This window comes from Trinickia acidisoli (assembly GCF_017315725.1).
GTDB classification, from domain to species: Bacteria; Pseudomonadota; Gammaproteobacteria; order Burkholderiales; family Burkholderiaceae; genus Trinickia; species Trinickia acidisoli.
The window spans coordinates 1777013-1796970 of the sequence record NZ_JAFLRG010000002.1; the positions used below are offsets into that span (position 1 = coordinate 1777013).

At 59.7% G+C, this 19958-nt stretch carries 15 protein-coding genes; 11 read left to right on the top strand and 4 right to left on the bottom strand.

The window, feature by feature from the left end:
• The first annotated feature begins 58 nt into the window (after positions 1-58).
• From acnA to J3485_RS26270, 7 genes are all read left to right on the top strand, one after another.
• Positions 59-2776: an aconitate hydratase AcnA gene (acnA, locus tag J3485_RS26240; protein WP_206957224.1), complete on the top strand. Its 2718-nt coding sequence runs from the start codon at positions 59-61 to the stop codon at positions 2774-2776.
• Between the two features lie 161 nt (positions 2777-2937).
• Positions 2938-4233: a toxic anion resistance protein gene (locus J3485_RS26245; RefSeq protein WP_206957225.1), complete on the top strand. Its 1296-nt coding sequence runs from the start codon at positions 2938-2940 to the stop codon at positions 4231-4233.
• A 2-nt stretch (positions 4234-4235) separates the two neighbouring features.
• A complete protein-coding gene (locus J3485_RS26250; RefSeq protein WP_206957226.1) occupies positions 4236-4652 on the top strand; it encodes a hypothetical protein in 417 nt (138 codons plus the stop codon).
• Between the two features lie 61 nt (positions 4653-4713).
• Positions 4714-5592: a heavy metal-binding domain-containing protein gene (locus J3485_RS26255; RefSeq protein WP_206957227.1), complete on the top strand. Its 879-nt coding sequence runs from the start codon at positions 4714-4716 to the stop codon at positions 5590-5592.
• 23 nt (positions 5593-5615) lie between these two features.
• Positions 5616-6455, top strand: coding sequence for a heavy metal-binding domain-containing protein (locus J3485_RS26260; protein ID WP_206957228.1), 840 nt, complete (start codon positions 5616-5618; stop codon positions 6453-6455).
• Positions 6456-6483: 28 nt separating this feature from the next.
• A complete protein-coding gene (locus tag J3485_RS26265) occupies positions 6484-7593 on the top strand; it encodes a Rieske 2Fe-2S domain-containing protein (protein WP_206957229.1) in 1110 nt (369 codons plus the stop codon).
• A 154-nt stretch (positions 7594-7747) separates the two neighbouring features.
• A complete protein-coding gene (locus J3485_RS26270) occupies positions 7748-8056 on the top strand; it encodes a DUF4148 domain-containing protein (RefSeq protein ID WP_206957230.1) in 309 nt (102 codons plus the stop codon).
• A 66-nt stretch (positions 8057-8122) separates the two neighbouring features.
• Here the strand turns inward: J3485_RS26270 and J3485_RS26275 are convergent, their stop codons facing one another.
• From J3485_RS26275 to J3485_RS26285, 3 genes are all read right to left on the bottom strand, one after another.
• Positions 8123-9145 carry an SGNH/GDSL hydrolase family protein gene (locus tag J3485_RS26275; RefSeq protein ID WP_206957231.1) on the bottom strand — a complete coding sequence of 341 codons (1023 nt, stop codon included), beginning with the start codon at positions 9143-9145 and terminating at the stop codon, positions 8123-8125.
• Between the two features lie 230 nt (positions 9146-9375).
• The gene (locus J3485_RS26280) at positions 9376-10539 is read right to left on the bottom strand and encodes an acyltransferase family protein (protein ID WP_206957232.1); all 1164 of its coding nucleotides are present in this window, start codon (positions 10537-10539) and stop codon (positions 9376-9378) included.
• A gap of 78 nt (positions 10540-10617) precedes the next feature.
• Positions 10618-11091, bottom strand: a complete 474-nt coding sequence (locus J3485_RS26285) for a lipocalin-like domain-containing protein (protein WP_242539089.1) — start codon at positions 11089-11091, stop codon at positions 10618-10620.
• Positions 11092-11276: 185 nt separating this feature from the next.
• Here J3485_RS26285 and J3485_RS26290 point away from each other — a divergent pair, with 185 nt between their 5' ends.
• The 3 genes from J3485_RS26290 to J3485_RS26300 all read left to right on the top strand — a co-directional run bounded on the left by J3485_RS26290 (position 11277) and on the right by J3485_RS26300 (position 17907).
• Positions 11277-12152: a LysR substrate-binding domain-containing protein gene (locus tag J3485_RS26290; protein WP_206957234.1), complete on the top strand. Its 876-nt coding sequence runs from the start codon at positions 11277-11279 to the stop codon at positions 12150-12152.
• 260 nt (positions 12153-12412) lie between these two features.
• The gene (locus tag J3485_RS26295; protein WP_206957235.1) at positions 12413-13774 is read left to right on the top strand and encodes a flavin monoamine oxidase family protein; all 1362 of its coding nucleotides are present in this window, start codon (positions 12413-12415) and stop codon (positions 13772-13774) included.
• Positions 13768-17907: an ATP-binding protein gene (locus J3485_RS26300; RefSeq protein ID WP_206957236.1), complete on the top strand. Its 4140-nt coding sequence runs from the start codon at positions 13768-13770 to the stop codon at positions 17905-17907. The genes J3485_RS26295 and J3485_RS26300 overlap by 7 nt, the downstream gene beginning before the upstream one ends.
• 47 nt (positions 17908-17954) lie before the next feature.
• Here J3485_RS26300 and J3485_RS26305 read toward each other — a convergent pair whose 3' ends face one another.
• Complete coding sequence (locus J3485_RS26305) at positions 17955-18854, bottom strand: LysR family transcriptional regulator (protein WP_206957237.1); 900 nt, start codon at positions 18852-18854, stop codon at positions 17955-17957.
• 111 nt (positions 18855-18965) lie between these two features.
• On the opposite strand from J3485_RS26305, the gene J3485_RS26310 reads away from it, so the two are divergent.
• Entirely contained in the window at positions 18966-19949 is a 984-nt protein-coding gene (locus J3485_RS26310) for an aldo/keto reductase (RefSeq protein WP_206957238.1), read from the top strand.
• The last annotated feature ends 9 nt before the right edge of the window (positions 19950-19958 follow it).

Genomic DNA, 19958 nt, shown 5'->3' on the forward strand with positions numbered 1-19958 from the left:
TCAAGGTTCAATAAAAACGTAGCAACGTCATTTCCTCGCTCTCAACCTAGGAAAAGCCATGGCCCACAATCTGCACAACACGCTCAAGGAATTCGACAGCGGCGCCGGTAAAGGCAAGTTCTATTCGCTGCCGCAGCTCGGCAAGGCACTGAACGTCAAGATCGACCGCCTGCCCGTGTCGATCCGCCTCGTTCTCGAATCGGTGCTGCGCAATTTCGACGGCAAGAAGATCTCGGAAGAGCACATCAAGCAACTCGCCAACTGGAAGCCGACGGCCACGCGTGTCGACGAAATCCCGTTCGTGGTGGCGCGCGTCGTGCTGCAGGACTTCACCGGCGTGCCGCTGCTCGCCGACATCGCCGCAATGCGCGGTGTGGCGAAGCGCGCGGGCAAGAACCCGAAGTCGATCGAGCCGCTCGTGCCGGTCGATCTCGTGGTCGACCACTCGGTGCAAGTCGACTACACGCGCCAGAAGGATGCGCTCGATCTGAACATGAAGCTCGAGTTCCAGCGCAACAACGAGCGTTATCAGTTCATGAAGTGGGGCATGCAAGCGTTCGATACGTTCAAGGTCGTGCCGCCGGGCGTCGGCATCATCCATCAAGTGAACCTCGAATATCTCGCGCGCGGCGTGCATAAGAAGGCCGACGGCAGCGACACGGTGTACTACCCCGACACCCTCGTCGGCACCGACAGCCACACGACGATGATCAACGGCATCGGCGTCGTGGGCTGGGGCGTGGGCGGCATCGAAGCCGAAGCCGGTATGCTCGGCCAGCCCGTCTACTTCTTGACGCCCGACGTCGTCGGCGTCGAGCTCAAGGGTAAGCTGCGCGAAGGCGTGACGGCGACCGACCTCGTGCTGACGATCACCGAAATGCTGCGCAAGGAGAAGGTCGTCGGCAAGTTCGTCGAATTCTTCGGCGAAGGCACGACCACGCTCACGCTGCCCGACCGCGCGACGATCGGCAACATGGCGCCCGAGTACGGCGCGACGATGGGCTTCTTCCCCGTCGACGAAAAGACGATCGATTACTTCAAAGGCACGGGCCGCACCGACGCAGAAATCTCTGCCTTCGAGAACTACTTCAAGGCGCAAGGTCTGTTCGGCATTCCGAAGGTCGGCTCCATCGACTACACGAAGGTCGTCACGCTCGACCTCGGCACGGTTGCGCCATCGCTGGCGGGTCCGAAGCGTCCGCAAGACCGTATCGAGATCGGCAACGTGAAGTCGACGTTCGTCGATCTGTTCAGCAAGCCCGTCGGCGAAAACGGCTTCGCGAAGAAGCCGGCCGATCTCGACGCCGTGTACAAGACGTCGAAGGGCACCTCGCTCAAGAACGGCGACATCCTGATCGCCGCCATCACGTCGTGCACGAACACGTCGAACCCGAGCGTGCTGCTGGCTGCCGGCTTGCTCGCAAAGAAAGCCGTCGAAGCGGGCCTGACGGTGGCACCGCACATCAAGACGTCGCTCGCTCCGGGATCGCGCATCGTCACCGAGTACCTGACGAAGACGGGCCTGCTGCCGTACCTCTCGCAACTCGGCTTCGAATTGGCCGCTTACGGCTGCACGACCTGTATCGGTAACGCGGGCGATCTCACCGCGGACCTGAACGAAGCGATCGTCGAGAACGACGTCGTCGCGGCGGCTGTGCTGTCGGGCAATCGTAACTTCGAAGCGCGTATCCATCCGAACATCCGCGCGAATTTCCTCGCTTCGCCGCCGCTCGTCGTGGCGTACGCGATCGCGGGCAACATCACGCACGATCTGATGACCGCGCCCGTCGGCAAAGGCAAGGGCGGCAAAGACATCTATCTCGGCGACATTTGGCCGTCGAGCGAAGAAGTCAATGCGCTGCTCAAGTACGCGCTCGATGCCGACGCATTCCGCACGAACTACTCCCAGCTCACGAAGAAGGGCGACCTGTGGAGCAAGATCGAGGGCGAGGAAGGTCAGGTTTACGATTGGCCGAAGTCGACGTACATCGCCGAACCGCCGTTCTTCGGCGATGAATTCTCGATGACGCCGTCCGACACGATCCCGACGATCAAGGGCGCGCATGCGCTCGGTATCTTCGGCGATTCCGTGACGACCGACCACATCAGCCCGGCGGGTTCGATCAAGGAAGATTCGCCTGCGGGCAAGTGGTTGAAAGCGAACGGCGTGCAAAAGGCCGACTTCAACAGCTACGGCGCACGCCGCGGCAATCACGACGTGATGATGCGCGGCACGTTCGCGAACGTGCGGATCAAGAATCTCATGATCCCGGTGAAGGCCGACGGCACGCGCGTCGAGGGCGGGCTGACGATTCACCAGCCGAGCGGCGAACAACTGTCGATCTACGACGCCGCGATGAAGTACATCGCCGACGATACGCCGACGATGATCTTCGCCGGCGAAGAGTACGGCACGGGTTCGTCGCGCGACTGGGCGGCCAAGGGCACGCAGCTCTTGGGCGTGAAGGCCGTCGTCGCACGCAGCTTCGAGCGGATCCACCGTTCGAACCTCGTCGGCATGGGCGTCCTGCCGCTGCAATTCAAGGGTTCGGACAGCGTGCAATCGCTCGGCATCACAGGCGAAGATACGTTCGACATCGAAGGCCTGGGCGACGACTTCAAGCCGCAACAAGAAATCACGCTCGTCATCCATCGCAAGGATGGCCAAACGCAACGCGTGGCTGTGCTGCTTCGTATCGATACGCCGATCGAAGTCGACTACTATAAGCACGGCGGGATTCTGCCGTTCGTGCTGCGCTCGCTGTTGGCGGCGTAAGCAATCGACTGCAACCTTGCAGGTACCGCGCTTCGTTGGGAAGCGCGGTCATTCGGAGCCCGGCCTTGGCCGGGCGTTTTTTATTGTGGCTTTATCGATTCGACGCGATTATAGTTTTGGCGCGTTTTAGAGAAGTTTCACTCTTACTCGAGCATAGGTATATGAACGACGAAGCGTCGAATTCGAAACCTACCGATACATCCGAAGCGCCGCTGGATTTGACGGCCTATCTCAATCCGGCAAGCGATTCACCGGCAACCACCGGCGAATCGACTGCACTGGCCGCCCCTGCCGAGTCCGCGCTTCCGGCAAATCTTCCGCCCGAAGTGCAAACACCGATGGCGCCGATGGCACGGCTAGTCGATCTCTCCACGCTTTCGCCTCAGCAGCGCGAGATTGCGCAAGAGCGGGCCAACGCCATCCGTTTCGACGATGCCACATCGACATTGAATTTCGTCGACGATGCCCTGGCGCCGTTAGCCACGGCATCGCGCCGGCTGCTGTCGGAAACGACCGTGGGCGAAGCCGGCGAGATCGGGCGTATTGCCGCCGCCGTGATCGACGGCATCAAAATCTTGAAGATCGAGGAGTTGCAGGAGGAAGCGCGCGAAGTCGCACCGAAGGCCACGGGCTTCCTTAGCCGGCTCGGTCGGCTCGGCAAGGTCGCGCATGGCGCCATCAAATCCTTTCAGGAAAATCGCAAAGCGTTTCTCGCCCTAATGGACGAAGAAGTCGCAAAAGCGCGGCGCATCAAGAGCGATTTGATGATCACCATCCAGCAACTCGATCAACAGTCTCAATCGGTACGCACGGGCGTGTCGGAACTGTCGATCAGCATCGCCGCGATGCAAGTGGCACTGGATCGCGGGCTCGTCGAAGCCGAGCAACTGCGCCAGGTCGCGCTGCGCACCAACACGGCCGGCGATGCCGCGATCGCCATGGACTACCGCAATACGCTCGCCAACTTCCGCGGCCGGATTGCAGACCTGCGCGAAGCGATGATTTCGGCCGCGAGTTTGATTCCCTTGATCGCGTCCAACCGCAAAGCGGCCGAAACCCGCGTCAGCAAACTCAGCACCGGCATCATGGTGACGATTCCGCGTCTGATGGCGGTGGCCGCCCAGGCCGTGGTGCAGGCGGACACGCGCCGCGCCGGCGCCGAAAGCGAGAAGTTGGACGATGCCGCGCGCAAGATCACCGAGCTCGCCGTACAGGGCACCCACGACGCTGCCGTGGAAGCGGCCCGCAGCCTAGGTGGCGATCCGCGCAGCCTCGACACGCTGGCCGCCGCGGCCGATCAGTCCATTGCGACCATGAGAGAGGTACAAGAAATCGAACAACAGGTGCTTGCGCAGGATCGCGAGCGCGAGCAGAAATTGATCGAGGTGCGCGACAAGCTGGTTGCAGGCATGCGCGGTGTGCAAGCGCAAGCACTGGCACGGCCGCTAGGAGAGTGACAATGGGTAAGCTCGACAGCCTGTCCGGCACCGGCGAAAACGACACGCCGATCAACTTCGATCTGGCTGCGGCCTGGCTGCGCCATGCGGAAGCCGATCGAGCGGCCTTCCTCAACCGCTTCGTCGCGATCGTCTCGCAAGCGCTGCCGAATCACACGCAGGTCCAGAGAGTCCGCCGCGGACTCATCCGCAAAACGGAAGAGATCGTCGGCATCTCGGTTGCGTTCGAAAATGAAACCTACTTGATGCGGATGAAGGACGGTCATCATCTCGCCACCGAAGTCGAAAAGAAGGTCAAAGGCGTGGTGCTCTCGACGCGCGAAGTCGATGCCCACACGTGGATGACGGGACTGATGACGCACGTACGCGAACGCACGCAACAAGCACGGGCGATTTCCGAATTGCTGGCTGCGCTGTAGCTTTAGTGCCTACCCTAACGCCTGCCTTAGCGCTCGTGCATCATTGCCCGGAGATACACCGATGGGATGGTTGAATTCGCTTTTCGGCAGCAAATCGGGGCCTGCTGTCCCCGAGCAGCGTTTCTTCGATGACGACGGCGTGCCTCGCCTCGTTCATCAGCGTCTCGTCGATTCAAAAAGCGGCGCACTGCCGTGGGTCTCGACGTTGACCGCGCCGGAAATGGCACTGGCGCGCAGCCATGGTCTGAAGATGCTGGCGCCGATCGCAGCCACGTGCTGGATGCACTACGGCTACTCTTGGACCGAAGGACATGCAATGGGCTGGCGCCAGGCCTTGAGCCGTCTGCAGGCCGAAGCGGCGGCGCTCGGCGCCAATGCCGTCATCGACACCCGGATGGTAACGGTCGACCTCGCCATCGAAAACAGCATGGACTACTCGCTGGTCGGTACCGCCGTGCGCATCGAGGGCTTGCCGCCAAGTAACACGCCGGTGGTATCGACGGTGCCCGCGCTCGAATTCGTGCAGTTGCTGGAAGCCGGCATCGTGCCCGTCGGCCTCGCGATTGGCGCCCGCTTCGAGTGGAGCAGCGGCCCGCTCGATACCGGCAAAGGATACGGCTGGGGCAACAATCAGCCGCTCAAACAAACCACCGCGTTCTGGGAGCGCATCCGGCGCAATGCGCATGCCGATCTGCGCGCGGACACGGCGCGACAGGGAACGGGTGTGCTCGCGCAACTGCAATTCAGTCAGTTGTTCAAGGTCGAGAGCCCGGAGCCGGGCCGTTTGCTCGGCCGGCACATTGTGATCGGGACCGTGGTCGATTGCGAAGAAGCCGCCACGTTTCGGCATCCCGTCGAATTCGTGCTCGACCTGAGCGACAAGCCGGACAATCTGCGGACCACCTCGGTTCATCACAATTCGTACAACGACGGGATCTGAACCCCCATCACTGAGAGAGCAGCATGAGCGAAACGATCACCCAGAATCCCGGTACGCAACTTCCCGCCAATGCGCGCGCGCGACTGCAAGGTTTGCGCAGCAGTGCTCATCCTACGGCGGTGTTTACTTCCGACCTATCGGTCAATGAGTTCTTGCTCGTCCGCAAGGCCGGGTTCGAGCCGATCGGCCTATGCGTGGGCAGCAGCATTTACCACGTGGGGATTCAATACGGTTCGTGGAGCAAGAATCAGGAGCTCGAAGTGCTGTCGCAGGCGATGTATCACGCGCGCGAACTGGCGATGTCGCGCATGCGTGAAGAAGCACGCAGCATGGGTGCCGATGGCATCGTCGGCGTGCGTCTCGAGATCAAGCATGTGGAATGGGATGCCGACATCCTGGAGTTCGTGGCAATCGGCACCGGCGTGGTCCACAACCACGATCGCGAAGGGTTTCGCGCTCACGACGGCGGCCCCTTCACTTCAGATCTCTCCGGGCAGGATTTCTACACGCTGCTCAATTCCGGCTATCGGCCCATCGAACTCGTGATGGGCAGTTGCGTGTATCACGTCGCGCATCGAGGCATGCTCAAGGCGTGGAATCAAATCGGCCGCAACGTCGAGCTCGAGCAGTTCACCCAGGCGATTTACAGTGCCCGTGAGTTGGCGATCGAACGCATGCAAGTCGAAGCACAGACCGCGAAGGCGGAGGGCGTGATCGGCACGATCATTCACGAGAAATCGTATCGATGGGAAAGTCATGTGATCGAGTTTTTCGCGATTGGTACGGCCGTTGCGCCGCTGCACGTCGAGATCGATGCAAAGGATATTCCCGCGCCGACGCTGGTGTTGTCGGTGAATGATTGACGAAAGGTTGAGCCAGGAGGCGTTACGCATGCATGCCGTACCTTCGCAGGGTAGCAGTGTCGTCGATCCGCCTGTAAGCGCGCCCGCGCGCGACCTGCGCCGTGTACCCATCCATCCCGATCACTGGTATCCATTGGCATGGTCGAGCGAGGTCAAGCGGGGCAAAGCCCTTGGAGTGCATTTTGCCGGCGATCCGATCGTGCTGGTGCGTACCGAGGCCGGTACGATATTCGCACTGGAAGATCGTTGCGCACATCGACAAGTGCCGCTGCACGCGGGCGTGGTGGAAGGCGAGTCGATCCGCTGCGGCTATCACGGCTGGACGTATGACTGCACCGGCCACTGCGTCGACGTGCCATACCTCGGGCGTGAGCGCCTGCCCAACGGCGTGCGTGCTTATCCCTGCCGCGAGGTGCACGGCCTGATCTTCGTCTTTCCCGGCGATGCGGTGCTTGCCGAAGAGCGGCCGCTGCCCGCCATGCCATCGGCGGCAGACAAAGCGTACAAGACGCGCCGCTTTGGCCGCGAGGTCAAGTGCCACTACTCCTTCATGCACGAAAACCTGATGGACATGAACCACCAGCTCCTGCACCGGCGGGAGATGGGGCGAATGCGTGCGCGCTCGCTGGGCCGGCGTCGTGGCGTGGACTGGGTGGAAGTGGACTATACGTTCGCGCGCGAGGAAGGCAAACAACCCGTGGGTGAAGCGCTGGTGTTCGGCGCCAGCAAGAAGAACGGCGATCAGGACGAGAAGGACGTGATGACAGTGCGCACCGGCTACCCGTACCAAACCCTCCAGATCCGCTCGAGCGACGGCACATTGGTGATGGACTTGTGGATCGTCTACGTGCCGCTGGACGCCGCACAGCGTACCAACCGAACGTTTGGTCTGCTTTCCATCCGCAGGCCCGGCATTCCGTTCGCACTGGACCTCGCATGGCCGCTGTTGGTTTGGTTCACGGAATGCATCTTCAAGGAAGACCGTTGGATCGTCGAGCGCGAGCAAGAAGCCCACGACAAGCAGGGTGCCGATTGGAACCATGAAGTGTTCCCGGTCATCAACGAATTGCGAGACCTACTGCGCCACTGCGGCGGCCGTGCCGTGATCCCGATCCGCGCGTTGAGCGGCGCGGCCTGACGATGACGCCACGCGGATTATGAACAAATTCGTAACGATGATTTATTCAAATAGGAGTTAACCCTAAGACCTCCAGTCTCTACACTGCAGTCATCGGTTCTCGCAAATGAACACGATGCAGCAGATAGGACAAATAACTTTTGGAGGTATTGCCATGAAATCGCTCGTTCAATCCGTCGTTATCGCCGCCGCCCTTGCCGCTCCTGTCGCTGTTTTCGCGCAGTCGAACGCACCCGTGACACGTGCCCAAGTCAACGCCGAACTCGTGCAATTCGAGCAAGCCGGCGGGCGCGTCAACTTCAGCAACGATCCGAACTATCCGGCCGACGCTCAAGCCGCACAAGCGCGCGTCATTGCGCAAAACGGCAACAATCAAGCGTTTGGTGGCGTGGCCGCCGGTTCGTCGGCTTCGGGCGCCCCCGTGAAGGCCGATGGCGTCAAGCCGTTGTTCTTCGGTATCTAAATCACACCGTGACGATAAGTCGCCAGCGAGGCCCAATGGGCCCGCTGGCTGAAGTCGCTGCGTGACTCAACGGCCGAGCCCGCTGGCGGCGATTTGCTGTTCGACGTATTGAGCAAAGAGCGTATGAAGACGTGTCGTCGGATGCAGATCGTCAGCGAACATGTAGGTCTGATCGGCATTGGCCGTGACATAGGTACTCGGTGAGCACAACAAAGACGTATCGTCGGGCGTCTTCGAAGGATCGCAAGCCTGGCCGGTATTGGATACGAGGAAGCCGTTGGCCTGGTAGTTCGCGATCATCTGATTCAGCCACGTGTAAGAATCGATTTCGATCACCTTGCTTTGCAGGCCGGCCGTTTGTAGCGCGGCGTTCAAATCGTCGTTGAACAATTGCGACTCCTGCGTGAAAGTCGCGCCGCCGTCGGCCGCCGCGAGGCCCTTGGGTGACAACCCGACGTTCGGCACGTTGACCAACACGACATGGGTTGCGCCATTGTCGACGATCTGTCCGACGATTTGCGCGAGCGCAGTGGCCGCTGTCTGCACGGTCGACGCTCCCGCGGGCAACGCTCCGGCGCGCAGCACGTCGTTCGCGCCCGCCCACACGAGCACGAGTTGACTCGAATTGAAGCTTCCGTGCGCAGACAAATAGCTCGACACCTGTTGATTGACAGGCATTTCGACATCACCGATTACGCTGGTGAGAAAGTTGTTGAGATTGGCCGGCGTCGCCACCGTGGCGCCGCCTTCCGCATAGCCGAGGCCGCCTTGCGGGCTCAATTTCTGGGTGGCGTCGATCGTATAAGCGGCGGTAAGTGTGTTGCCGTAGTACTGCGCGACGTCCTGCGTCCACACTTGCCCTGGGTTGGTCGTGAAGCGGCCGCCGCCCACTACGCTCGCGATCGGCGCGTAGGTGCCGACGTCCGAAAGGCTATCGCCAAACGAAACGACTTGTAAATTGACACCGCCCGCAGGCGTGCCGCTGCTTGCACCACTCGCGCCACTGCCATGCCCACCGCATGCGGCGAGCAGCGAAACCGTCATGGCAAGAATTACAGTACGTACCTTGCCTTCGTTCATTGTTCTCATAGCGAATCCTCGACTGGTCGGCCGGGCGCTCGCGACCCAATGGCTATCGGATCGCGAGCGCCCGTATGTCGACTTAGCAACAAGCACTCCCTCTAAGCAAAAAGGATGCTCGGTTGGTGCGACGCGGCTGTCGGCGTAATGAACAGAAGGCGAATGTCGTGCGTGAGGGGCGTTGCTGGGGGTAATCGGAACACGCTGCTATGGGGCGCTTTTCTGTCGGGCCCCCACTCTCACAAAATCGCCGCCAGCTTGGGCATGCGAAGCAAAAGACCCGCAATCAGATAGCACAACACACAAGCGAGGCTGCCGGTCGATACGAATTTCAGGAAAGGATTTACCGGTACGTCTCTCCACATCAGTGCGACAGCAACCAGCACGGGAGGATGAACGATATAGATCGTATACGCACGTCTCGACAGTACGCGCCATACCCCAACCAATCTGTCGAACCGCTGCTGAAAGCGCTTGGCGAGAAACAAGATCGTTCCCCATGCGACCAATGGTTCCCAGAACGCGTAAACGACCGAAAGCGGACGACCACGCAATTCAGGAATGTACCCACCGAGAAAGTAGACGAGCGGTAGTACAGGCACCGCCATCAGCGCGACACGCCACCATAGGCGAACTTGCCGCTCCGGCAACCGTTCGATCCAATGCACGCGGGCCGTGCGGTAGCCCGCCACATACAGCACGACATAGCTCGCGAAGTACCCGAGTTGAAGGCCCCAGACGTTGACCCCAACAGGCCATACGGACCGCAACGCCAGCGCTACGGTGCCAGTGAAAAGCGCAGCGCCGGCTAGCATCATGTTGGACGGAAATAGACTGCGATGCGGCCGGTCATTTCGGTCATCTTCAAAACGAGTGTATGCCACGCTCCACAATGCAGCGCCCGCACTGAATATCAACAAAGCCTGGGCAAACCACATAGGTCCATTTTCGAACGTGCCTTTTCGCCATAAGTCACTCAGCGTGCCGACAAAGGGGTGACCCCGGGCTGTCTGCGCTAGTGCGATCGTCGCCGGCCCGATCAGCACACCGTAGACGAGCAAAGGTGCGCCTAGGCGAACCAGCCGGTCAGCGAGAAAACGGCGCGATCCCTTGTGATCGATTGATTTAGAGGTGTAGTGGCCCGCCAGGAAAAAGAAGAGGCCCATGAAAAATGCCTGGTTGATCGTGCAGAAGAGCACCAACACCACGGATTCCAGAGACCTGCTGCTCGGCGTCACCTCATGGTAGTACCAGCCGCCGATTGCGCCATACGTAATGGCACAGTGATGAAATACAACGAGCAACGTCAAGCATGCCCGCAACGCGTCTAACCCCGCGTTTCGACGCGTCGCAGCTTCGATCGATGCAGCCGTGGGGTTGATCGGCAAATTTTGAGTGCTCATCACATCGCCTGATGCTGTTAGCCAGCCATTGCTCACGAAGAGACAGGACAGATCGGGAAAACATGCTCGCGGCCAAGTCTAATTCACTCTGCGCCAGACGGAAATGGGCACATCGCCATTCGGCCTCGGCGGCACGCGATAGCTCAGCTCATCCCCTCGCAACTCATAGGTCCGCTTTTGCTCTTGACCTTCCCAATTTGGAAAAGAGGCGCTGCGGATATGAAAGGTCAAAGTCTTGTTCACCGGATCAATGTCGACCGAGCCGAAGTGCGTGCTCGAGCCCATCACGGCGGCCCTGTATTCACCGGGCGAGCCGGTCGCCTTATTACCCGACGAAAAAGACGTTCGTTCCGACTTAAAAATTTGCAGAGAGTAGTTTCCCTCGCGATCGATCATCAGAAGGCCCTTCGGCGAAGCGCCGTAATCCCGTGCTCGCGTGCCGTCTGGATGCTGAACGTCGGCGGCCACGAGCGTCCACGTTCCCTCGAGGGATGGTGCACTAGTCGTCTCGCCCGCAAACGCCAAGCTCGCGAGCGACATGCATGCAGCCATAAAAATTCGAAGTAAGCTGCCTTTCAGAATTCCGCCGCTATTCATGATCAAAATTTCTCCGTAAAAAGGCACTGCACACCCTGCTTTGGGTAAGAGATATCACAGCGAGTCCGTCGGTCATATTAGCCAACGAAACAGGTCATGGATGCGATAATTCCGGACCATCGATTAAGAGAATCCGAACCATGGCGCTGCCCAATCTGGACATGGATGCATTGCGGACGTTGCTTGCAAGCCAACAGCTAGGCGGTCTTCATCGGGCCGCCGAGCGTGTAGGCCGTTCGCAATCGGCCGTTAGCCAGCAAATGCGCAAGCTGGAAGGCCAGGTGGGCCAATCGCTATTTCGTCGGCAAGGCAAAGGACTCGCTTTGACGGAAACCGGGGAGCTCGTGCTCTCCTACGCGCGACGGATACTGGATCTCAATGACGAGGTCGTGCTGGCGATTCAGGGCGCGGCGGTCGCGGGTGCGGTGCGCTTCGGCTTACCGGGAGATTTCGCGGAGACATGGTTGCCGGCTGCGCTTGGACACTTCAAAAGAACACACCCCGGTGTGCATGTGGAAATCGCCGTCGAGAAAAACGGCGTACTGCTTGAACGGTTGGACCGCGACGAACTCGATCTCGTGCTGGTCATGGGCTACGGTAGCCGGCAAGATGCCGAGCCGATAGCAAAACTGCAAATGGCCTGGATCGGGGCACCGGGAGGGGACCCGGTGTTACGGCGCGATACGCCGCTCGACCTCGCCCTGTATAACCAACCCTGCTTCTTTCGCCGCGCGGGAATCGAGGCGCTGGAGAGTGCGAATATCTCTTGGCGATTGGCCTACACCACCGCCAGTCTGCAGAGTCTTTGGGCCGGCGTTGCAGCCGGGCTTGGCGTGACGGTGCGAACCATGTCGGGCGTGCCGTCGTCCCTGCGATTGCTCGACAGCAACGATGGCCTTCCGCCGTTGCCGGCCGTTGAACTTTGCCTACACAGTAGTGCTCGTAGAATGTCGCCCGCGTTGGCGGAACTCAAGCGAGTCGTCACCGCAAACGCGGCCGTCAATATTCGTTGCTGATTCCGGAAGGCTCGTCGACGTCGATATCAAGAAGCGCCGTGCTAACCGACTTGCCATGCGCGTCGAGCGCCAACGACTATCCTATGTGCACCAGCGAACGTTGCACACGATTTCGCTGCTTCAGACTACAAAGGATAAGCATCTACCGATCGATCGTGTCCGGCACCGGGAGTTGAAAATTGACTAACAGAGCCGATGGCAATCATCCAGCCGTTCAGCCTTTCGCACCGCCAAGTCCCGCTCTCGCCAAACCAAGTGATATGCACGTTGCCGTCGTCGGCGCGGGCATCGCCGGCCTCGTGGCAACGCGAACGCTGAAACGCGCTGGCGTTTCGGTCAAACTCTATGAAGCCGGAAAGCGCGTCGGCGGCCGAACCCACTCCTTACTCAATTACTTCAGTCCCGGTCTTTCCACCGAGGTAGGCGGCGAATTCATCGACAGCCGGCATGCCGACATGTTCGCGCTAGCTCACGAATTCAATCTGGACATCCTCGACACCGCAGCCCCCTCCGAACGAAGCTTCGCGTCGAGTTACTTCTTTCGCGGACGTCATCGCTCCGAGTCCGAGATCATGCACGAATATGGTCCGTTGGCCGAACGCATGCGCGCCGACGTGTCGCAACTGTCCCCCGACATCTCCGCGTTCAAGCACGCTTCATTCGACGCGTATCTCGATCAGATGTCGATCGCGGCCTACCTCGATCGAATCGGTGCGCAAGGATGGTTGCGTGGACTCCTCGCGACGGCGTATCTGACCGAAATGGGTGTCGAAGTCGACCAGCAATCCTGCCTCAATATGCTGACCGTGTTGCCGCTCGACACGTCCGATGGCTTCAATATCTTTGGCGAGAGTGACGAACGCTACAAGATTCGCGGCGGCGTCGAACAAATTGCGCAAGCATTGGGCGCCGAACTTGCATCCGAGCTTCACCTCGAACATGCGCTCGTCTCGCTGCGCGACGGCGCGCAAGGGCTCTCGCTCGAAGTCGAACACGATGGGCAGCGCCGAACTGAATCGGCGGACTTCATGATCCTGGCAATCCCGTTCTCCGTCTTGCGCACCATCCCGATGGCCGTGGATTTGCCGGCGCCAAAGCGCCTCGCGATCGATACCTTGGGCTATGGCAGCAGTGAAAAAGTCATCGTGGGCTTGCGCGAACCCGTATGGCGCAATGCCGGCCGAGACGGTCAAGCGTTTTCGGACTTGAGTTTCCAGAGCGGCTGGGACTCGAGCCGCATGCAAGGAGCAGGCGCGACGTTCTCGTTCTACGTCGGCGGGCAAGCGGGACTCGAGCTTAACCCGGCCAATGCGGAATCGACCGCGCGCCGATATGTGCACGAGGCCGACGCACTCTTCCCAGGCTTGCTACGAGCATTCGACGGGCGGTCATACGCGACCAATTGGCATTCCAACGTGTTTTCACGTGGCGCGTATTCCTTTTATCGTCCGGGCCAATGGACCACGATCGCGGGCTGGGAACGCGAGCCCTGCGGCCGACTGTTCTTTGCGGGGGAACACTGCAGCCGCGCGTTTCAGGGATATATGAACGGCGCTGCCGAAACCGGTCGTGAGGCGGCGCAGGACATCATTCGTTTGGTCACGGGAGGCGCGCAATGCTAGCCTCTCAGGAAACTGCGTCGATAGATTCATCCGAGTCGACCATCGATTGGAGCCGGTGGTCGCTCGCCGTGGCGGTCGCACTGCTCATCTATTGGTTGCTCTATAAGATCGGGGCCGTGATCGGTCTTCCGGTCAGTGATCTACTCCTTCGAAAGGGTAGTTTTGACTCGCTCAAAGCGCGAGGCGGCCTCGTACCGTTGATGTTGATCGTCATCGCGTTATGGCCTTTCGTCAAACTCATCGACTACGCTCTCACGAAACATATCGATTTTCTTCTATTTTCCCCAAAATCCAGCATCTTGCATCGATTGAAGAAGCCGGCCAATGCAATGCTTTGGCTTGAACTGATTCAGAGCGACCTTCAGGCCGACTGCAAGGAATTGCAAGCATGGGCCCTGCTCGATAGCGATAAAAAATACTGGGGCCGGTTTTGGCATCATCGCAAACAAGACGACGAAGCGTTTCTCTCGCGAGAAGTGTCAGGGGAAGGCGAACGCGACAGGGAGGCGCTGGGCTGGGCTCTGGCGCACTATCTGGAAACATACGAACAAACCTTAGCCCCCGACGCCTCGTCGAGTATCGTTTCGCGAATCGAACGAGGCTTTCAGTCTTTCGCAGTGAGATTCCGAACCGCTTGCCTGACGCGTTCGCTCAGCGCCAGACGTCTGCCCTGGGACGTGGGCTCGATTGGGCATGGCCGGGATCACACGTCGGTCAAGCGGATTGCCAAATGGCGGCCGCGCCGCCCGACTCTACTGCTGTTGCACGCACAAGACGAAGATTTCCATACCCGTATCAAGTCCGCTCTCGAGGATGAATCCGATTCTTATCTCTATCCGGTGCGGCTGCTGGTATTGATAAAAGGGAAATTCCCGGATGCCCTTCTTAGCATGCGGCGGCAGACCGGTGCGGTGACTTACAAGGAATTCACGGGCCGGGAGTGGTTCACGCGACAGATCGATACGCGAGTCAAGGCATGCGGCCGGGGAGGCGGCGTTGTCATCCTTCAAGCGCCAAGCGGCTGGGGCAAGACGGCGCTCGCGCTGAGTTGGTTGGAGTCAACCCGGAATTGGCTCAGGATTCAAATGGAACACGGATGTCGGGACTGGAATGCCGCCATCGAGAAGCCCGATGTGTATCGGCCATTGTTATTGGATGGCTGGACGTTCGCTCGTGCAAGCCGCTCCAGGAGCCTTGATCCAAGCGGCTTCACGTCGGACGTCAATGTCGTGATCAATCAACTCGACGCCTGCACGCGATCACGTCTGGACATGGTCCACCACGCTGCGCGCCGCGAATCAGCCTTCGATACGTTGCAGGAATTATTGCGAGCGTGCGGCGAGCGTGGGCTCCACAGGGGTGAGCCGGTGGTGCTCCTGCTCGATGCGGTGGACGAGATCGATTTCTCGTCGGCGCCAAAGATCGACGACATCGATTCGCTGCTGCCCCGCAAATGGCCTGACGGTGTCGTGCTGCTCATGACCACGCGCACGCCCGAAGGAGCGGATAGCAGCCGCTCCTGGCGCAGAACCCAAGATCGGCAGGTCCAACATCTGAACGTCGAACTCGATGAACCGGACGAGAACGGAAAAAGGCACGCACACGATTCGTGCGAAACCAAGAAGGCGGGCGACAACGAGGAATTTCAGCGGGAAGCCCGTAAAGCCAACGAAGAAGATATCAAGCACTATATCGATCTGCGCTTCGCCGAACTCGAAAGGAGCTACGGTGAGGCGCTCAGTGATGCCCGCGTCAAGGAGGCGTTGTGGATTGCCTCGGAGGGTTACTTCATCGTCGCCTGTGGCCTGTTGAACGAGAGCGGGGATGGTAGCGACGCTGAGCGCAGAGCGAACCTGTTGAAGGCGCTGAGACAAAATTACGTTAATCCGTACAAAAATCTACCCCGAGGTCCTGCGGAGTACTTTGACGTTCAAATAAACGACAAGGAAGTATGCCTTGCCGGGCGATTCGAGAATCGTGGACTGACTAACGGCCCTGACGCAGTCAATCCAAAGCCGTTCGCACCTGCGTTGCTAGCGATGTTGGTCACCCGCAAAGGGTCGCTCCGAGCGAGTGACTTTCTGGCGATTCTTTGTGCCATGCGAGAGGCCTGTGAGGCACCTGGCAGCCATGCGCGAGAAGCATGGCGTAAGTTGTGGGAGATGTCTCCCGAACGGGGGCCGCACGAACAGCCCTTCCGCCAAGGTCTGCTCGCACTGCGAGGGCTGTTCTACGGAAGCGCGCGCGACAACGAAAGAGAGACCGCCGCCGAAGTACCGGAAGATGCGGACCACGATCTCGATTTCAAGCTCAGCTTTTCGCATAGATGGGTGCTGGCAACTGCGAACCGAAGAACCGAAAATCTCCATAGGCGAGCCGAGATTCGCGAGATCTGGGCCGCACTCTGTGCTCATCAGCTCTCCCGGCATAGCGACGGGCGCACGCCCGATCCGGTCGCAAAGTACGTGGACGCGTATGGCATCGATCATCTGCTCGAAGCCGAATATCTCGCTGAGGCGCTCACGCTGCGAAGCCGATTGTCCCGCCGATGGGCGGCGAACGAATACAAGCAGGCGTCGAGCCGCGGATCGGACGAGGACAAGACGTATCCCAATCTCGCGGTGTTTTCGAAAAAGATCGCACAGGCAATCGAATTCGCGACCGCTCACGCCGACACGGGAAATCGATATGCCGAGGCGCTTGCGAGCATCGCGCCCGATAATCTCGTCGAGTTGCTCAATTCCAAGATCTATCTCACAGGGCTCTATACAGCGGTGCTGCAGGCGCTGCTGACTTACCACGCACTGACATGGTCCCAGTGGGACGCGTGCGCCACCGCGCTGATCGGATCCTCGGACATCGTGTTTCGACACGACTTCGGCGAAGCCTATGCAGCGGTATGGGAGCGCCCGGGGATGAGAGCGTCGGTTACCGACACCATTCGTGCAATGGCGGCCGGGAAAACGGACATCACGGCCGACGATGCCGACGTCGTGGCCTACAAGCGCGAGATAGCAGGCTACGCGCTCAAATTCATATGGCGGGCGTCAGTTCCGAACGACACCGGCCTCGGTCGCTTCGACCCGGACATCATCCGCATGTACGGCACGAGCAAGTCGCCGACCGACCGCATGATTGCATCGGAACTGTTGCTGGCCTATGCAATCGGTACGGGAAACGATCCTACGGATGCGATTCCGCCGTCATTGTTGAATTCTCATTGGCCCTATCACGAGTGCGACATCCTTGATCTTCAGTATGTCGTTGCGCGTGACAAGCAGGCCCTTCCGACGGACGCAAACGTGTCTAACGCACTACGGGAGCGTGCACGCGAGCACCTGGGGGTGGATGCCAAACGGCGCACGCTCCTTCAGCAGCCGCTCGTCATAAACACACCCGCGTTGAATTGCCTGCTTCGGGATAACGCGTATCAAGCGCAATTGAACGGGGCGGAAAATGAGTTGGAGCAGGCACTCGAGGCATTGCGCCCGATCTTGACGGACCGCTGGTCGAGTGAACGCGATGTCGCGAAAGACATCGTGCGTGTCCTGCTGTCCCACCCGCTCTGGAACGTCACCGAAGCGGTGACCACGACGCTCTCCGACATCGTCGCCTCGCATGGGGACAACCGTGCCCTGGTCGAAGAACTGCGCCGTGACAACGCTTGGCGAGTTCGATACGGGGCGGTCGATGTGAGCTTCAACATCGGCCACGTCGACGGCTTCGAGACATTCGAGGAAACCTTGCTCGACCTCAATGCGAGAGCGGAAGACGATCCGAGGAAAGAAAAGAATTGGCGGGTACTGGGTTTGTGTGCCGACAATTTTTTCGGCTGGATTCGTGATGGCGCGGGAAGCGACACGGATCGCAAAGCCATTCTCGAGCGTCGTGAAATCCAATCCGTGGTCCAGGGGTGGGTCAGGACGGCCGAGGATTCGTGGCTGCTCGAGTACGTGTATTTACTGTTCAAGTACTTGAACACCATGCGACTGCCGTTCGATGCAATGCTGCCCAGCCCGGAACGATGGTCGCCGTACCTTGCAGGGCCGATTCCGTTCTATCAATGCGGTCATGCCGAGTTCCTCGATCGCATTGAAGACAACCGCATGCGGGAACTCTATGACGTAGTTTGAGTTCGCGTTGCGTGAGTCCTGTGGTTCAAGCGCCGGCCATCCACCTCTCACTTTGTATCCGCCCACTCACGAACCGCAGCAGCAAAGAGTCGCAGTGCCGTTGGCGGATGGCGATTGGCGGGGTAATAGAGACAGAGCCCCGGAAACGATGGGCTCCAGTCGGCAAGCAAAGGGACCAGGCGCCCCGACAGCACGTGCTCTGCCGCAAGATAGTCGGGAACCCAAGCGATACCGATCCCATTGAGCGCCGCCTCGATCATGAGATTGAGATTGCCGAGCGTCATCGGACCATCGACGTCGATGCTCGCGCTCTTTCCACGACGTTCGAGATCCCAGCGATACAGCGCGCCGCTCTCGAAACGAAATCGGATGCATCGATGTTGCGCAAGATCATGCGGCGCCCGCGGTGCGGGATGCTGCCGCAAATAGTCGGGCGATGCCACGGCGACGAAGCGCATATCGTCGCCGAAACGCACGGCAATCATGTCGCGCGGAACGTCTTGCAGTACGCGAATGCCGGCATCGAATCCGTCCGCAACGATATCGACCAACCGTGTGTCGACGACGATTTCGACGTGAATGTCCGGATATCGCGTCAGAAAGCTCGGCAAGACATTACGCACGAGTAGCTTCCCTGAGGACTCCGACGCGCTGATGCGAATCACCCCCGACGGACGATCGCGTGTGGAGGCCGCTTCACTCACGGCGTCTTGCAGGTCGGCGATGGCAGGGCCGACACGCTGCAGCAACCGCTCTCCTGCCTCAGTGAGCGCAACGGAGCGGGTCGTACGATTGAACAAACGTACCCCGAGACGCGCCTCGAACGCGCGCATCGTATGACTGAGCGCCGACGGCGACACGCCCAAATTACGCGCGGCCGTACTGAAGCTGCGCTGATGAGCGATCTCGACGAATACCGTCAACTCGGACAGCCCTGCTTTTTGCATAGTTGAGAAATGTTCATAGGCCCATGAAATTGTAGACCGATTGTTGAATTCAATACATGAGCATAAGCTCGACGCTTCACATGCCACATGGCGATCGAAGGAGATAGCGCAATGCAAAAACGTAAGCTTGGTCACGGTGGGCTCGAGGTGTCGGCTATCGGTCTCGGTTGCATGGGCCTCAGTTTTGGCTACGGCCCGGCCGTCGAGAGAGCAGATGGCATTGCACTCATTCGATCGGCGTTCGAAGCGGGCGTCACGCTCATCGATACGGCCGAGTGCTACGGGCCGTTCGTCAACGAGGAACTAGTGGGCGAGGCAGTCGCTCCGTTTCGCGATCACATCGTCATTGCGACGAAATTCGGGTTTCAAGACGGCGATTCAAAGAACCCGGTAGACAGCCGTCCCGAACACATCCGCGCGGTCGCGGAGGCGTCCTTGAAGCGACTCAAGACTGATCGCATCGATCTGTTCTACCAGCATCGCGTCGATCCGAATGTTCCGATCGAAGACGTGGCGGGAACCGTGAAAGACCTCATCAAGGAAGGCAAGGTCAAGCACTTCGGCTTGTCGGAGGCCAGCGCTCGAACGATACGTCGTGCGCATGCGGTACAACCGGTCGCCGCGCTGCAAAGTGAATACTCGATGTGGTGGCGCGAACCGGAGCAGTCCGTGCTCCCGACGCTCGAAGAGCTCGGCATCGGCTTCGTTCCTTTCAGTCCATTGGGCAAGGGCTTCCTGACCGGCGCAATCGACGCGAGCACCGAGTTCGCTTCGAACGACTTTCGTAACGTCGTGCCTCGCTTCTCCGAAGAGAATCGCAAAGCGAATGCGGCGCTCGTCGACGTGCTCGGACAAATCGCGGCCGCAAAAGGTGTCACGCGCGCGCAGATCGCACTTGCCTGGTTGCTCGCGCAAAAGCCGTGGATCGTGCCGATACCGGGCACCACGAAGCTGCATCGATTGAAAGAGAACGTGGGGGCCGCAGCCGTAGCGCTATCGTCGGACGAACTGTCGGCAATCGAATCGGCGTTGCGCGAGATTCGAATCGTCGGAGAACGCTACCCGGCTCACATCCAGCAACGCGTTGACCGATAACGCAGCGCA

Bases quoted from the DNA above. Each gene is read 5' to 3' on its own strand.
- acnA (WP_206957224.1), top strand. From the start codon at position 59: ATGGCCCACAATCTGCACAACACGCTCAAGGAATTCGACAGCGGCGCC.
- J3485_RS26245 (WP_206957225.1), top strand. From the start codon at position 2,938: ATGAACGACGAAGCGTCGAATTCGAAACCTACCGATACATCCGAAGCG.
- J3485_RS26250 (WP_206957226.1), top strand. From the start codon at position 4,236: ATGGGTAAGCTCGACAGCCTGTCCGGCACCGGCGAAAACGACACGCCG.
- J3485_RS26255 (WP_206957227.1), top strand. From the start codon at position 4,714: ATGGGATGGTTGAATTCGCTTTTCGGCAGCAAATCGGGGCCTGCTGTC.
- J3485_RS26260 (WP_206957228.1), top strand. From the start codon at position 5,616: ATGAGCGAAACGATCACCCAGAATCCCGGTACGCAACTTCCCGCCAAT.
- J3485_RS26265 (WP_206957229.1), top strand. From the start codon at position 6,484: ATGCATGCCGTACCTTCGCAGGGTAGCAGTGTCGTCGATCCGCCTGTA.
- J3485_RS26270 (WP_206957230.1), top strand. From the start codon at position 7,748: ATGAAATCGCTCGTTCAATCCGTCGTTATCGCCGCCGCCCTTGCCGCT.
- J3485_RS26275 (WP_206957231.1), bottom strand. From the start codon at position 9,145: ATGAGAACAATGAACGAAGGCAAGGTACGTACTGTAATTCTTGCCATG.
- J3485_RS26280 (WP_206957232.1), bottom strand. From the start codon at position 10,539: ATGAGCACTCAAAATTTGCCGATCAACCCCACGGCTGCATCGATCGAA.
- J3485_RS26285 (WP_242539089.1), bottom strand. From the start codon at position 11,091: ATGGCTGCATGCATGTCGCTCGCGAGCTTGGCGTTTGCGGGCGAGACG.
- J3485_RS26290 (WP_206957234.1), top strand. From the start codon at position 11,277: ATGGCGCTGCCCAATCTGGACATGGATGCATTGCGGACGTTGCTTGCA.
- J3485_RS26295 (WP_206957235.1), top strand. From the start codon at position 12,413: ATGCACGTTGCCGTCGTCGGCGCGGGCATCGCCGGCCTCGTGGCAACG.
- J3485_RS26300 (WP_206957236.1), top strand. From the start codon at position 13,768: ATGCTAGCCTCTCAGGAAACTGCGTCGATAGATTCATCCGAGTCGACC.
- J3485_RS26305 (WP_206957237.1), bottom strand. From the start codon at position 18,854: ATGCAAAAAGCAGGGCTGTCCGAGTTGACGGTATTCGTCGAGATCGCT.
- J3485_RS26310 (WP_206957238.1), top strand. From the start codon at position 18,966: ATGCAAAAACGTAAGCTTGGTCACGGTGGGCTCGAGGTGTCGGCTATC.